Source organism: Streptosporangium sp. NPDC087985 (genome assembly GCF_044741965.1).
GTDB lineage: Bacteria > Actinomycetota > Actinomycetes > Streptosporangiales > Streptosporangiaceae > Streptosporangium.
Genome location: NZ_JBIUTQ010000002.1, coordinates 506,736 through 520,503, shown reverse-complemented (window position 1 = coordinate 520,503; position 13,768 = coordinate 506,736). Strand labels below are relative to the sequence as shown.

The following is a 13,768-nucleotide window of genomic DNA, read 5'->3' as shown; positions in this document are numbered from 1 at the left end:
GCAGCTTCCCACCGGCCTCGTAGACCGTTTCGGAAGTATGCGAGGGGCGCGACCGCACCGCGGCACTCCCGCCCCCCGCGTGTCAACTACCTGCTGTCGTCGAGCTCGCGACTAGCCCAGCTTGGCCTCAGCCGCCTTGCCCAGCAGCGTGATGTCGCCACCCTTGATCTGGTAGATGTAGATGTCCTTGGCCTCGACCTCGCCGTTCGGCGCGAACTTGACCTCCTTGGAGACACCCGAGATGTCCACCGTGGAGATGAACTCGTTGATCTTGTCCGCGGTGGTGTTGCCGGCCTTGATCGCCTCGACGAAGACCGACGCGGCGTCGTAGCCCTCAGCCGCGTAAATCGCCGGGTCGGCACTGTAGGCGGCCTTGTAGGCCTCAGCGAAGCCCTTCACCTTGGCGTCGGTGACATCCGCGGTGGCGATGTAGCACGGACAGCCGACAAGCGCACCCTCAGCGTTCTCCGCACCGGCACCGGTGATGAGACCCTTGTCCAGCGAACCGTCACCGGACAGGAACTTCGTGTCCTTCACACCCTTGTCACGCAGCTGCTTGAGCAGGTTGCCCGCCGCGGCGTAGTAGCCACCGAAGAAGATCGCGTCCGGCTTCGCCGCCGCGACCTTGTTCACGACCGAGGAGAAGTCACTCTCCGCCGGGTCCAGCGAGTCGTCGGTCACCGACGCGCCCTTGGTGGCCAGCTGGGTACGGACCGCGTCAGCCAGCGGCTTGCCGTACTCCGACTTGTCGTCGATGACGAAGACGTTCTTCGCCGCGGCGCCGTCCACGATGAAGTCGGCGATGCTCGGACCCTGGACGTCGTCGTTCGGCAGAACACGGTGCCAGTACTTCCAGCCGTTACCGGCGAGCTTGGTGTTCGTGGCGGAGGCCGAAATGCTCGGGATCTGCGCCTCCTCCAGCACCGGAGCCACCTGAGCCGACTCACCCGAGAACGCCGGACCCACCAGACCAACAATCTTGTCGGACTTGATGGCCTGCTGTGCCAGAGCGACGGCCTTGGAGGGGTCCGCCTGGCTGTCGTACTCAACCAGCTCGATCTTCACAGCCGGGTTGGTCTTGTTGTACTCGTCAATGACGAGCTTCGCGCCGTTCCGCGGCGGAATGACGATGCCGGCGTTGGCGCCGGTCAGGTCACCCATGAAGCCAATCTTGACCGTGCTGGAGGCAGCGCTGGAGCCGCCGTCCGCCGGCGTGGTCCCGGTGCCACCGTCACCGCAGGCAGCGAGGCCGAGGGTGAGCGCCACACCGGCAGCGAGCACTCCACCAAGGCGAGCAGTCTTAGGCCGCAAGGTTGCCTTCCTTTCGCCCGGTCCCGCGTCAGGACCGGGTGCACAGATGCCCTCCCCTGACGGGGTGGTCAGGGGGTTGTTGTCGGTAGTACAGCCAGCCGATGTCACGGGTCGATACAGGAAAAGCCACCGTTACCGTTTCTTTACAACACCGATTCTTTTTGGCTATCAGGACAAAAGCCATGGTCACTGGCAACCTCCTACACTCCCGGCGACTACCACAGACACGCAAAAGCCCGCACATCCCCCCCTGGATCACAGGGATGCGCGGGCTTGTCAGCAGACAGACCGGCAGACAGACCGCCCGCCGTACGGCTCGGCGGAACGCCCCTCAGACCCCCCCGGCCCCCTCAGCCCCAGCCGGACCCGGCGCCCCGTCCACCACGACCTGAGCCACCTGACGCATACTCAGCCGCCGATCCATCGACGCCTTCTGAATCCACCGGAACGCCTGCGGCTCACTCCACCCGTACTGCTCCATGAGCCGCCCCTTGGCCCGCTCCACCAACTTGCGCGTCTCCAGCCGGTCCGAGAGCGTCCCCACCTCCCGCTCCAGCGCGGCGATCTCCTCATGCCTGCTCACCGCCATCTCGATCGCCGGAACCAGATCCGACTTCGTGAACGGCTTCACCAGATACGCCATCGCCCCCGCGTCCCTGGCCCGCTCCACCAGATCCCGCTGCGAGAACGCCGTAAGGATCAGACACGGCGCGATCCGCTGCGACACGATCTGCTCGGCGGCCGAGATGCCGTCCAGGATGGGCATCTTCACATCCAGGATCACCAGATCCGGCCGGTGCTCGGCCGCCAGCTTGACCGCGGTCTCCCCGTCCCCGGCCTCACCGACGACGGCGTAGCCGTCCTCTTCCAGCATCTCCTTGAGATCGAGACGGATCAGCGCCTCGTCTTCCGCGATCACCACTCGCCGCTGAGTACTCACGAGCAAAAGAGTACCGATGTCCGCTAGATTAGGACCACGCCGGGACACACGCCGAGATCGTATGATCGGATTGCTCGGCTTAACTGAACACGCCTCGGTACTCCAACGGCAGAGAGAGCGCTCTCAAACAGCGTGCAGTGTGGGTTCGAATCCCACCCGGGGCACTTCCAACCGCTCGGCTACACAGCCGGGCGGTTTTGTCATACCCATCGGCAATACTCTCCGTATGCATGACGCCACTACACGTAAAAGAGTCCACCAACTACTCACATCCGGCCAAACCCTCAGCGAGGTCAGCCGTCAGACGGGAGTCGCACGTTCCACCATCAAAGGATGGCGGGATCAACCGGACCGCTTCTCATTGCGGGTGGCTTCGTGTCCCAGATGTCTGGATATTCCTCAGCTCCCGGAACCGCATGACAAGTACGCCTATCTCCTCGGCCTCTACCTTGGAGACGGCTGCATCACCGTCATCGGCGACCCCGCAAAACAGGTCTGGTCATTGAGAATTATGTGCGCCGACGCCTGGCCGGGATTGCAAGAAGAGTGCGCCCAGGCACTTCTCGCCATCAGGCCAGGAAACAAGGTGCGCATGCTTCCGAGGCAAGGCTGCACGGAGGTCAACTCCTTCTCCAAACACTGGCCCCATCTGTTCCCTCAGCACGGACCGGGCAAGAAGCACAACCGTTTGATTAAATTGGAAGTCTGGCAACAGGAGATCATCGAAGCGCATCCCGGCAGCCTCGCCCGGGGGCTGATGCATTCCGATGGGTGCCGCCTCACCAACCGGACCCGACGCGAACTTCCCAGCGGAACACGCTGGTACGAGTACCCGCGCTACCTCTTCGTCAACGAGTCCCGGGACATCCTTCGGCTCTGCGGGGAGACACTCGACCTTCTCGGCGTCGCATGGCGTTATTCCAAGCCCAACACCATCTCCGTTGCGAAGCGGGAGGCGGTCGAGCGGCTGGACGTGTTCGTGGGGCCGAAGTATTGATGGGTGCGGGGGCCCGGAGCGGCGATCCAGTAGGTTTCCCGGAGGGGAAGGATGCGAGGTCGGGGAGGGGTGAGTGGTGAGCCGCGCTGAGGGGGATCAGGTCGGCGTTCCGGTGGTTTTTCCGGCTGAGGTCCGGTTGGCCGGGCATGGTCTGGTGTTGCGGGAGTGGGACGACGGCGATCTGGCGGCGATGGTGGGGTTGTTCGATGATCCCGAGGTGGCGTATTGGACGCCGTTGGTCTCGCCGTTCGATCTGGACGCGGCGCGGGTCTATCTGAAGCGGGCACGGGAGCGTCGGGCGGCGGGGTTGCGGGTTCAGTTGGCGATCACGGTTGATGGGGGTGAGCCCATGGGTGAGGTGTTGCTCATGCGGGCGGAGGCGGGCCTGGATGTCGCGGAGGTCGGTTACATGGTGGGGGCGGCGTATCGGGGGCGGGGGGTGGCGGCCCGGGCGGTGCGGGTGATGACGGATTTCGCGCGTGAGCGGGTGGGGATCATCCGGCTGCTGCTGGAGATCGAGTCGGGTAATGCGGCGAGTGTGGCGGTGGCGCGTGCGGCGGGGTATCGGTTGACGGATGCGCCGCCGATTCCGGCGGAGGAGAAGGGTCGTCCGCTGGCTCTGCGGACGTGGGAGTACCTGTAGCAGGGCTGGCTTTCGAGTGTCCGAAATTCGGGTGTCAACTGTCCGATTTTGTGACACTCCGATGTCTCTCGACTGCGGAGAGCGATATGGTTTAGTGGCAGCCCTGGTCAGGGGCTTGGAATGGGGAACTCCGGTAGGTGTGGCAGCTGTGGCCACGGCACGAGATTCCCTCCAGGAGCCTCCGATGTCCCACCCCCAAGAGCAGGATCCGCAGCAGCCGCCCGTACCGGAGCCGTCCGTCCCGCTCAGGAATCACACCAGGTTGAAGGGGTCGCTGCCAATCAGCAGTTGCTGGACGATTTGAATCCTTGATCGGGGGTGGTGTGGGGCGGGCCAGGTCTTGGTCATCTGGGCGGTTTGGGCCGCGGTCAGGGAGTTTAGGACACTATGGGCCGTATTTTGGGTCCGTAACGCTGGGTGGTGCGATCGGTGGGGCTCGCTATACGGGTACGGCCACCGCGGGGGGCGGTGGCCGTACTGGGTGGGCGTGTCGGGCTGGGCGGGTCAGGACGGGTGTGAGACGGCCGCGCCGATGGTGTGGACGCGCAGGGCGTTGGTGGAGCCGGCTGTTCCGGGCGGGGAGCCGGCGACGATGACCACCTTGTCGCCCTTCTCCAGGCGGGCGTTGGCCAGCAGGGAGGCCTCGACCTGGCGGACCATGTCGTCGGTGTGGTGGACGAACGGCACTTCGAAGGTCTCCACGCCCCAGGTGAGTGCGAGCTGGCTGCGGACGTGGGGGGAGGAGGTGAAGGCCAGCAGCGGGATCGGCGAGCGGTAGCGTGCCAGGCGGCGGGCGGTCTCCCCGGACATGGTGAACGCGACCAGGGCTTTGGCGCCGACGATGGCGCCGACTTCGGCGGCGGCGCGGGCGATGGCTCCGCCGGTGGTCTCCGGCAGCCGGTCGAGGCTGTGGGTGGCGTGCAGTGAGGTTTTCTCCGCGGTGGTCGCGATGCGACTCATGGTCTCCACGGCTTCGATGGGGTAGTTGCCGACGGAGGTCTCTCCGGAGAGCATGACCGCGTCGGCGCCGTCCATGACGGCGTAGGCGACGTCGGAGGCCTCGGCGCGGGTGGGGCGCGGTGCGCTGATCATCGAGTCGAGCATCTGGGTGGCGACGATGACCGGGCGGGCTTTTTCGCGGCAGAGTTCGATGGCGCGCCGCTGCACGATCGGCACTTCTTCGAGGGGGAGTTCGACGCCGAGGTCGCCGCGGGCGACCATGATTCCGTCGAAGGCCTCGATGATCTCGGGGAGGCGTTCCACGGCCTGCGGCTTTTCGATCTTGGCGAGGAGGGGGAGGCGGACGGCCTCCTGTTCCATGATGTTGCGCACCACGTCGGCGTCGGAGGGACGGCGGACGAAGGAGAGCGCGATGAGGTCGAAGCCGTTGCGCAGGGCCCAGCGGAGGTCGGTCTCGTCCTTGTCGGTGAGGGCGGGTGCGCTGACGTTGACGCCGGGGAGGTTGAGTCCCTTGTTGTCGGAGATCATGCCTCCGATGATCACGCGGGTGGTGACGCGTGGGCCGTCGACCCGGGTCACCTCCAGGTGGACGCGGCCGTCGTCGACGAGGATGTTGTCGCCGGGGCGGACGTCCTTGTGGAGGCCGAGGTAGGTGGTGGAGACCTGTTCGCGGTCGCCGGGGACCTCTTCGGTGGTGATGGTGAAGACGTCGCCGAAGCCCAGGCGGACCGGGCCCTCCTCGAACTTGCCCACTCTGATCTTGGGACCCTGCAGGTCTGCCAGCACGCCTACGCCGCGGCCGAGTTCGGCGGCGGCCTCCCTCACCCTGTCGTAGACCTCCTTGTGCAGCTCGTGGCTGCCGTGGCTGAGGTTGAAACGGGCCACGTCCATGCCTGCGGCGATGAGTTCGCGAAGGCGTTCGGGAGAGGAGGTGGCGGGGCCGAGGGTACAGACGATTTTCGCACGACGGGTCACGGGTCCCACCCTAATTGGTACAGACCACTCGGTTGTTACGTTGGCCGGAGCGCAGGTGAAAAACTCGGTGACGTTACGCTACTTCGGGGAGTGACGGCCGGTGACCCGTGCTCCGGGTCATGGGGCGACAGTGGCGGCTCTGGCGGCGTTGACGATGCCCTGGCCGTAGAAGCCGTTGCGTGGGGTGCCGTTCTCGCAGGTTTGGGAGATTTTCTGGCCGGCGAGGCTGTAGGTGTAGGTGTGCGGCGTGGGGCAGGATTTCTTGGTGGCGGTGGCGTAGAGCAGGCGTTCGACGTCGGCGGGTGGCATGGTGAGGCCGTTCTTGCCGGGTGTGCCGAAGCGGCTGATGAGGATGGCGGCGACGCCGGTGGCGTGCGGGGCGGCCATGGAGGTGCCTGCGAGGTACTGGTAGTAGGCGCAGGTGCCGTTGTGGCAGTCGCGGACGACGGAGGGGGTTGTGGGCTGGCCGTCGGCGCCGATCAGGCCTCGGGTGCGGAGTACGTGTTCGGGGGCGGCGGCCAGGATGGTCCTGGTGACGTCGGGTTTTCCGGGGCCGTCGTACTCGTCGCCGCCGGGGGCCGACAGGTCTGTCTGTTCGGTGCCGTAGTCGGAGTAGTAGGCCTTGCGTCCGCTTCTGCCGAGTGCTGATACCGAGATCACGCCGTTGGATTCGGCGGGGACGTTGAGGCAGGAGTTGTCGATCTTGCGCACGCGTGCGGAGCCGGCGGGGTAGTCGGGGCTGAGGGCGTCGACTGTGGGTTTGCCCAGGTCGGTCATGCCGTTGCCGAGGGCGCTGATCAGGGTGACGCCGTGGGCGCGGGCGTAGTCCAGTGCGCGTTGCATGCCGGTGATGACGCCGCGTTGTTCGAGTTGTTCGGCTTTGGAGTCGGCGGGGTTGGCGGTGCAGTTGAAGAGCCAGGGGTCGACGTAGTAGCTCATGTTGACCACGTTGATTCCGGCGTCGGCGGCGTAGGTGAGCGCGTCGAGGCTGGGTTTGAGGAAGAAGACTCCGGAGTCCTGGCCGGCGCGCAGGTTGACCAGGGACACGTTGGGGGCGACGCCGGCGATGCCCAGGCCGTTGATGGGTGAGCCGATTGTGCTGGCGACGTGGGTGCCGTGGCCGTCGTCGTCCCAGTCGACGGGGTCTTTGCAGTTCTTGAACTCGCAGGGGCCGTCGAAGGTGTTTCCTTTGGAGTCCTTAGGCATGTCGGTGACGAAGTTACGGCTCAGTGCGCGGTTGAAGTTCGGTGCGATGTCGGGGTGTTTGCCGTCTATGCCGGTGTCGATGATGCCGACGAGTACTTTCTTGTTGCCGGGGGCGGTGGCGTAGGAGCCGTCGGTGGTGGCGCCGATCATCTTCATGTCCCACTGCCGTCCGGCCAGTGGTTCCTCGGCGGGGGTGGAGATTCCCCGGGCGTCGGGGGCTGCGGCCCGGTCCGTGGCGGTGGTGCCGGGGTACGCGGTCACCGAGCCGATTTCGCGGTCGGAGGAGACGCCGGCGATGGCATCGCTGGTGGAGAGGTTTTCGATGAATCGGGGGCCTGGGCCTCTGGCGATGACGTAGCCGAGTTTGGTCTCGGTGGACAGCGCGGTGCCGCCGCCTGCCTTGATCGCGGCGATTGCCCGGTTCTGTGCGCCGGTGGTGTAGAAGACGAGGTAGTCGTGGAGCTGTCCGGTGGTGGCGGCTGTCCCGCCGGGCAGGGTGCCCGCTGTGAGGGCGCCTGTCAGGGCCACCGCCGTCGCCGCACCGGTCAGGCGGCTACTCCACCGATTCATATGTCCCCCCGTATTAATCCATGTCAGGAAGAATCACCCTCCAGGGATATAACCGGCGCGGCACCCTGAACACTGATTCCCATAGTGTTTCCGGTACGGCGATCGGCGCCGTACCGGAAACACCGTAGACGATCAGACCAGCGGCCGGGCGGTTGGCGGGATCGCCACCGGCAGTGCCGTGTGGCCGGTGAGGTAGCGGTCGGCCGCCGAGGCGGCCGAGCGGCCCTCGGCGATCGCCCAGACGATCAGGGACTGGCCGCGGCCCATGTCACCGGCGACGAACACGCCGTCCACCGCCGACATGTAGTCCCTGTCCCGTGCGACGTTGCCCCGCGCGTCGAAGAATCCGTCTCCGGCGGCCGAGGCCAGCTCCTCCAGCAGGCCGGCTCTCTGCGGGCCGACGAAGCCCATCGACAGCGTGACCAGCTCCGCCGGGATCTCCCGCTCGGTGCCGGGGACCGGCGCGAAACCGGACGCCGGGCCCTCCACCTCGACCAGGCGCAGCGCGCGCACGTTGCCGGCGGCGTCGCCGACGAACTCGGTGGTGGAGACCGCGTAGACCCGGTCGCCGCCGCCGTCGGTCAGCTCCTCGTGGGCACTCTCCACCTTGAACAGGATGGGGAACGTGGGCCACGGCTGGCTGCCGGGGCGGTCCGCCGGAGGCTGGGGCATGATCTCCAGCTGGGTGACCGAGGCGGCTCCCTGGCGGAGGGCGGTGCCGATGCAGTCGGCGCCGGTGTCGCCGCCGCCGATCACGACGACGTGCTTGCCCTCGGCGCTGATCGGTGAGACCGGGTAGTCGCCCTCCTGGACCCTGTTGGCGGGCGGGAGGTACTCCATCGCCTGGTGGATGCCCGCCAGCTCGCGCCCGGTGACGGGCAGGTCCCGCCACTGGGTCGCGCCGCCCGCCAGGACGATCGCGTCGAACTCCTCGCGCAGCCGCGCCGCGGTGATGTCGGCGCCGACGTTGACGCCGGTGCGGAACTCGGTGCCCTCGGCCCGCATCTGCTCAAGCCGGCGGTCGATGTGCCGTTTCTCCATCTTGAACTCGGGGATGCCGTAGCGGAGCAGACCGCCGATCCGGTCGGCGCGCTCGAACACCACCACGTCGTGCCCGGCCCGGGTGAGCTGCTGGGCGGCGGCCAGGCCGGCGGGGCCGGAGCCGACCACCGCGACCCGCTTGCCGGTCTTGGACGCCGGAGGGCGGGGGGTGACCCAGCCTTCGTCGAAGGCCCGGTCGATGATCTCGACCTCGACCCGTTTGATGGCGACCGGGTCGGAGTTGATGCCGAGCACGCATGCCGCCTCGCACGGTGCCGGGCAGAGGCGGCCGGTGAACTCCGGGAAGTTGTTGGTGGCGTGCAGGCGTTCGACGGCCTCCTGCCACTTGTCGCGGTGGACCAGGTCGTTCCACTCGGGGATGAGGTTGCCCAGCGGGCAGCCGTTGTGGCAGAACGGGATGCCGCAGTCCATGCAGCGCGCGGCCTGCCTGGTCAGTGCGGGCTGGGGGAAGTCCTGGTAGACCTCCCGCCAGTCGCGGATGCGCACGTCCACCGGGCGGCGCGCCGGCAGTTCGCGCCCGTGAGTGAGGAAACCCTTCGGGTCGGCCATCGGTGTGCCCCCTTATCCCTGAACAGCAGCGGTCATGACCGCCTCGTCGATGTCGCGGCCCTCCAGGCGCGCCGTCTCGGCGGCCCGCAGGACCCGCTTGTAGTCCGTCGGCATGATCTTGCTGAACCTGGCCGGGTCCCAGTCGGTGAGGAGTGCCTTGGCGACTGTGGAGCCGGTCTCCGTCAGGTGTGCCTCGACGATCTCCCGTAGCGTCTCGGAGTCGGCCTCGTCCAGCGTCTCGATCTCCACCATCTCGCGGTTGACGCGGCCGGGGTTGAGGTCGAGCAGGTAGGCGACGCCGCCGGACATGCCGGCCGCGAAGTTGCGGCCGGTCGGGCCGAGGACGACCACCCTGCCGCCGGTCATGTATTCGCAGCCGTGGTCGCCGACGCCCTCGACGACCGCGGTGGCGCCGGAGTTGCGGACGCAGAACCGTTCGCCCATGACGCCGCGGACGAACACCTCGCCGGAGGTCGCGCCGTACAGGGCGACGTTCCCGGCGATGATGTGGCCTTCGAGCGGGGCCTCGTCGTGCGGCTGAACCGAGATCCGGCCACCGGACAGGCCCTTGCCGAGGTAGTCGTTGGCGTCGCCGGTCAGGCGCAGCGTGATGCCCCGGGGCACGAAGGCGCCGAAGGAGTTGCCGGCCGAGCCGGTGAACCGGACGTCGATGGTGTCGTCGGGCAGGCCGGCTCCGCCGTACCGTCTGGTCACCTCGTGGCCGAGCATGGTACCGACCGTGCGGTTGACGTTGCGGATGGGCAGCTCCAGGGTGACCCGCCGGCCGTCCTTGAGCGCTCCCTCGGCGAGCTGGATCAGTGTGTGGTCCAGGGCCTTGGCCAGTCCGTGGTCCTGCTCCTGTGTACGGCGGAGCGCGGCGCCCTCGGGCAGCTCCGGCTGGTGCAGGATCGGCGCCAGGTCCAGGCCGGCGGCCTTCCAGTGGTGCTCGGCCGAGGTGGTGTCCAGCAGCTCGGCGTGGCCGATGGCCTCGTCCAGGCTGCGGAAGCCCAGCGCGGCGAGGTATTCGCGGATCTCCTCGGCGATGAACTCGAAGAAGGTGACCACGAACTCGGGCCTGCCGGTGAACCGCCTGCGGAGCTCGGGGTTCTGGGTGGCGACGCCGACCGGGCAGGTGTCCAGGTGGCAGACGCGCATCATCACGCAGCCGGAGACGACCAGCGGGGCGGTGGCGAAGCCGTACTCCTCGGCGCCGAGCAGCGCGGCGACGACCACGTCGCGGCCGGTCTTGAGCTGGCCGTCCACCTGCACGGCGATCCGGTCGCGCAGGCCGTTGAGCAGCAGCGTCTGCTGGGTCTCGGCCAGGCCGAGCTCCCAGGGGGCGCCCGCGTGCTTGAGCGAGGTCAGCGGGGAGGCGCCGGTGCCGCCGTCGTGACCGGAGATGAGCACGACGTCGGCGTGGGCCTTGGACACTCCCGCCGCGACGGTGCCGACGCCGACCTCGGCCACGAGCTTGACGTGCACGCGGGCGGCCGGGTTGGCGTTCTTCAGGTCGTGGATGAGCTGGGCGAGGTCTTCGATGGAGTAGATGTCGTGGTGCGGCGGCGGTGAGATGAGGCCGACGCCCGGGGTGGAGTGCCGGGTCTTGGCGATCCACGGGTAGACCTTGTGGCCGGGCAGCTGGCCGCCCTCGCCGGGCTTGGCGCCCTGCGCCATCTTGATCTGCAGGTCGTCGGCGTTGACCAGGTACTCCGACGTCACGCCGAACCGGCCGGAGGCCACCTGCTTGATGGCCGAGCGGCGGGCGGGGCTGTGGAGCCGCTCGGGGTCCTCGCCGCCCTCGCCGGTGTTGGACTTGCCGCCCAGCTGGTTCATCGCCACGGCGATGGTCTCGTGCGCCTCCATCGAGATGGAGCCGTAGGACATCGCGCCGGTGGAGAACCGCTTGACGATCTCGGCGACCGGTTCGACCTCGTCGATCGGGACGGGCTCTCGGACGCCGTCCCTGAACCTGAACAGGCCGCGCAGCGTCATCAGTTTCTCGGCCTGGGAGTCCACCAGGCCGGTGTACTCCTTGAAGATCTCGTAGCGGCGTGAGCGGGTGGCGTGCTGCAGCTTGAAGACGGTCTCGGGGTTGAACAGGTGCGGCTCGCCCTCGCGGCGCCACTGGTACTCCCCGCCGACCTCCAGGCGGCGGTGGGCGTTCTCGGCCCGCGGGTAGGCCCGCCGGTGGCGGAGCGCGACCTCCTGGGCCAGGACGTCGAAGCCGACGCCGCCCAGGCGTGAGGTCGTCCCGGTGAAGCAGGTGTCGATGACCTCCTTGCCGAGACCGAGCGCCTCGAAGATCTGCGCCCCGGTGTAGGAGGCGACGGTGGACACCCCCATCTTGGACATGACCTTCAGCACGCCCTTGCCGTACGCCTTGATGAGGTTGCGCACGGCCCTGTGCCTGTCGACTCCCAGGACGCCGGAGCCGACCATGTCCTCGACGGTCTCGATGGCGAGGTAGGGGTTGATCGCGCCCGCGCCGTAGCCGACGAGGAGCGCCATGTGGTGGGCCTCGCGGGCCTCGCCGGTCTCGACGACCAGGCCGACCCGGGTGCGGGTCTTCTCGGCGATCAGGTGGTGGTGGACCGCGCCGGTGAGCAGCAGCGACGGGATCGGCGCCAGGACGTCGGAGGAGCCGCGGTCGGACAGCACGATGACCCGGGCCCCCTCCTCGATCGCCGCCGAGACCTCGGCGCGGATCTCCTCAAGGCGGTGCAGCAGTGCCGTACCGCCGCCGGCGACCTCGTACAGGCCGGAGACGACGTGCGGGTGGAAGCCGGGCAGCGCACCCTCGTCGTCGATGTGGATGATCTTCGCGAGCTCGTCGTTGTCGATCACCGGGTACGGCAGGACGAGCTGGCGGCAGGAGGCCGGGCCCGGGTCCAGCAGGTTGCCCTCGGGGCCGATCGTGCTGGCCAGGGAGGTGACGAGTTCCTCGCGGATGGCGTCCAGCGGCGGGTTGGTGACCTGCGCGAACAGCTGGCTGAAGTAGTCGAACAGCAGCCGGGGCTTCTCACTGAGCACCGCGACCGGGGTGTCGGTGCCCATCGAGCCGATCGGCTCGGCACCCGCCCTGGCCATCGGCGACAGGATGATCCGCAGCTCCTCCTCGGTGTAGCCGAAGGTCTGCTGCCGCTTGATCAGCGCCTCGTGGGTCGGGATCTCGTGTGAGCGGGCGGGCAGCTCCTCGAAGCGGACCAGGCCGGTGTGCAGCCAGTCGCCGTAGGGCAGCTCGGCGGCGAGCTCCGCCTTGATCTCGTCATCCTCGATGATCTTGCCGAGTCCGGTGTCGACCAGGAACATCTTGCCGGGCTGCAGCCGTCCCTTGCGGACCACGTCCTGCGGCGCGATGTCGAGCACGCCCGCCTCGGAGGCCAGCACGACGAGGCCGTCCGCGGTGACCCAGAACCGGCCGGGGCGCAGGCCGTTGCGGTCGAGGACCGCGCCGACCAGGGTGCCGTCGGAGAAGGTGATCGAGGCCGGGCCGTCCCACGCCTCCATGAGGGTGGAGTGGAACTCGTAGAACGCCCGCCGGGCGGGGTCCATCTCGGTGTGGTTCTCCCACGCCTCGGGGATCATCATCAGCACGGCGTGCGGCAGCGTGCGCCCGGCGAGGTGGAGCAGTTCCAGTGTCTCGTCGAAGGAGGCGGTGTCGGAGCCGTCCGGGTCGCAGATCGGGAAGAGCCGCGACAGCTCGCCCGGGAGGGCGGCGGTCTTCAGCATGGCCTCGCGGGCCCGCATCCAGTTGCGGTTGCCCTTGACCGTGTTGATCTCGCCGTTGTGGGCGACGTAGCGGTACGGGTGCGCCAGCGGCCACGACGGGAAGGTGTTGGTGGAGAAGCGCGAGTGGACCAGCGCGATCGCGGTCTCGTAGCGCTCGTCGCTCAGGTCGGGGAAGAACGATTCGACCTGCGGCGGGGTGAGCATGCCCTTGTAGACGATCGTCCGGGCGCTCAGCGAGGGGAAGTAGGCGTCCGCCTCGTGCTCGGCCCGCTTGCGCAGGCAGAAGGCCAGACGGTCCAGTTCCAGGCCGGTCTCGCCGTGGGGGGAACTCACGAAGAGCTGCCGGAAGAACGGCATCACCGCGCGGGCGCTCGGCCCGGGGAGGGCGGGGTCGACCGGCACGTCACGCCAGCCGAGGACCGTCAGGCCCTCTTCCGCCGCGATCTCCTCGATGAGCCGTACAGTGCTCTCGCGGTCTTCGGCGCCGGCGGGCAGGAAGGCCGTGCCGACGGCGTAGGAGCCCGCCGCGGGCAGCGGGAAGGCCGTCACCGCGCGGAAGAAGGTGTCGGGGATCTGCGTGAGGATTCCGGCTCCGTCGCCGGTGTCCGGTTCGCTCCCCTGGGCTCCTCGGTGATCGAGGTTGCAGAGCGCTGTCAGGGCCTTGTCGACGATGTCGTGGCTGCGGCGTCCGGCGACGTCCGCGACCATGGCGACACCGCAGGCGTCATGTTCGTGCGAGGGGTGGTAGAGGCCCTGGGGCTCGGGGAAGCCGAGGTGGGCAGCAGGCATTGAATCCCTCCCGTCGTCTTGCTTCTCTGGACAAGCA

General features: G+C 68.0%; 8 protein-coding genes and 1 tRNA gene. 3 read left to right on the top strand and 6 right to left on the bottom strand.

The window, feature by feature from the left end:
* Window positions 1–111 precede the first annotated feature (111 nt).
* On the bottom strand, window positions 112–1,311 hold the full coding sequence (locus ACIN94_RS07680; RefSeq protein WP_400700983.1) for a branched-chain amino acid ABC transporter substrate-binding protein: 1,200 nt from the start codon (window positions 1,309–1,311) through the stop codon (window positions 112–114).
* 331 nt (window positions 1,312–1,642) lie between these two features.
* Complete coding sequence (locus tag ACIN94_RS07675) at window positions 1,643–2,251, bottom strand: ANTAR domain-containing response regulator (RefSeq protein WP_400700980.1); 609 nt, start codon at window positions 2,249–2,251, stop codon at window positions 1,643–1,645.
* Between the two features lie 91 nt (window positions 2,252–2,342).
* Here ACIN94_RS07675 and ACIN94_RS07670 point away from each other — a divergent pair.
* From ACIN94_RS07670 to ACIN94_RS07660, 3 genes are all read left to right on the top strand, one after another.
* Window positions 2,343–2,415 (top strand) — tRNA-Leu (locus ACIN94_RS07670).
* A 62-nt stretch (window positions 2,416–2,477) separates the two neighbouring features.
* Window positions 2,478–3,248: a transcriptional regulator gene (locus ACIN94_RS07665; protein WP_400700977.1), complete on the top strand. Its 771-nt coding sequence runs from the start codon at window positions 2,478–2,480 to the stop codon at window positions 3,246–3,248.
* Window positions 3,249–3,324: 76 nt separating this feature from the next.
* Window positions 3,325–3,891: a GNAT family N-acetyltransferase gene (locus tag ACIN94_RS07660; RefSeq protein ID WP_400700974.1), complete on the top strand. Its 567-nt coding sequence runs from the start codon at window positions 3,325–3,327 to the stop codon at window positions 3,889–3,891.
* A 504-nt stretch (window positions 3,892–4,395) separates the two neighbouring features.
* Here the strand turns inward: ACIN94_RS07660 and pyk are convergent.
* From pyk to gltB, 4 genes are all read right to left on the bottom strand, one after another.
* The gene (gene pyk / locus ACIN94_RS07655; protein WP_400700971.1) at window positions 4,396–5,826 is read right to left on the bottom strand and encodes a pyruvate kinase; all 1,431 of its coding nucleotides are present in this window, start codon (window positions 5,824–5,826) and stop codon (window positions 4,396–4,398) included.
* 117 nt (window positions 5,827–5,943) lie between these two features.
* Window positions 5,944–7,602: a S8 family peptidase gene (locus tag ACIN94_RS07650; RefSeq protein ID WP_400700968.1), complete on the bottom strand. Its 1,659-nt coding sequence runs from the start codon at window positions 7,600–7,602 to the stop codon at window positions 5,944–5,946.
* A gap of 132 nt (window positions 7,603–7,734) precedes the next feature.
* Window positions 7,735–9,213: a glutamate synthase subunit beta gene (locus ACIN94_RS07645; protein ID WP_400700965.1), complete on the bottom strand. Its 1,479-nt coding sequence runs from the start codon at window positions 9,211–9,213 to the stop codon at window positions 7,735–7,737.
* Between the two features lie 12 nt (window positions 9,214–9,225).
* Window positions 9,226–13,731, bottom strand: a complete 4,506-nt coding sequence (gene gltB / locus ACIN94_RS07640) for a glutamate synthase large subunit (protein WP_400700962.1) — start codon at window positions 13,729–13,731, stop codon at window positions 9,226–9,228.
* Between the last annotated feature and the right edge of the window lie 37 nt (window positions 13,732–13,768).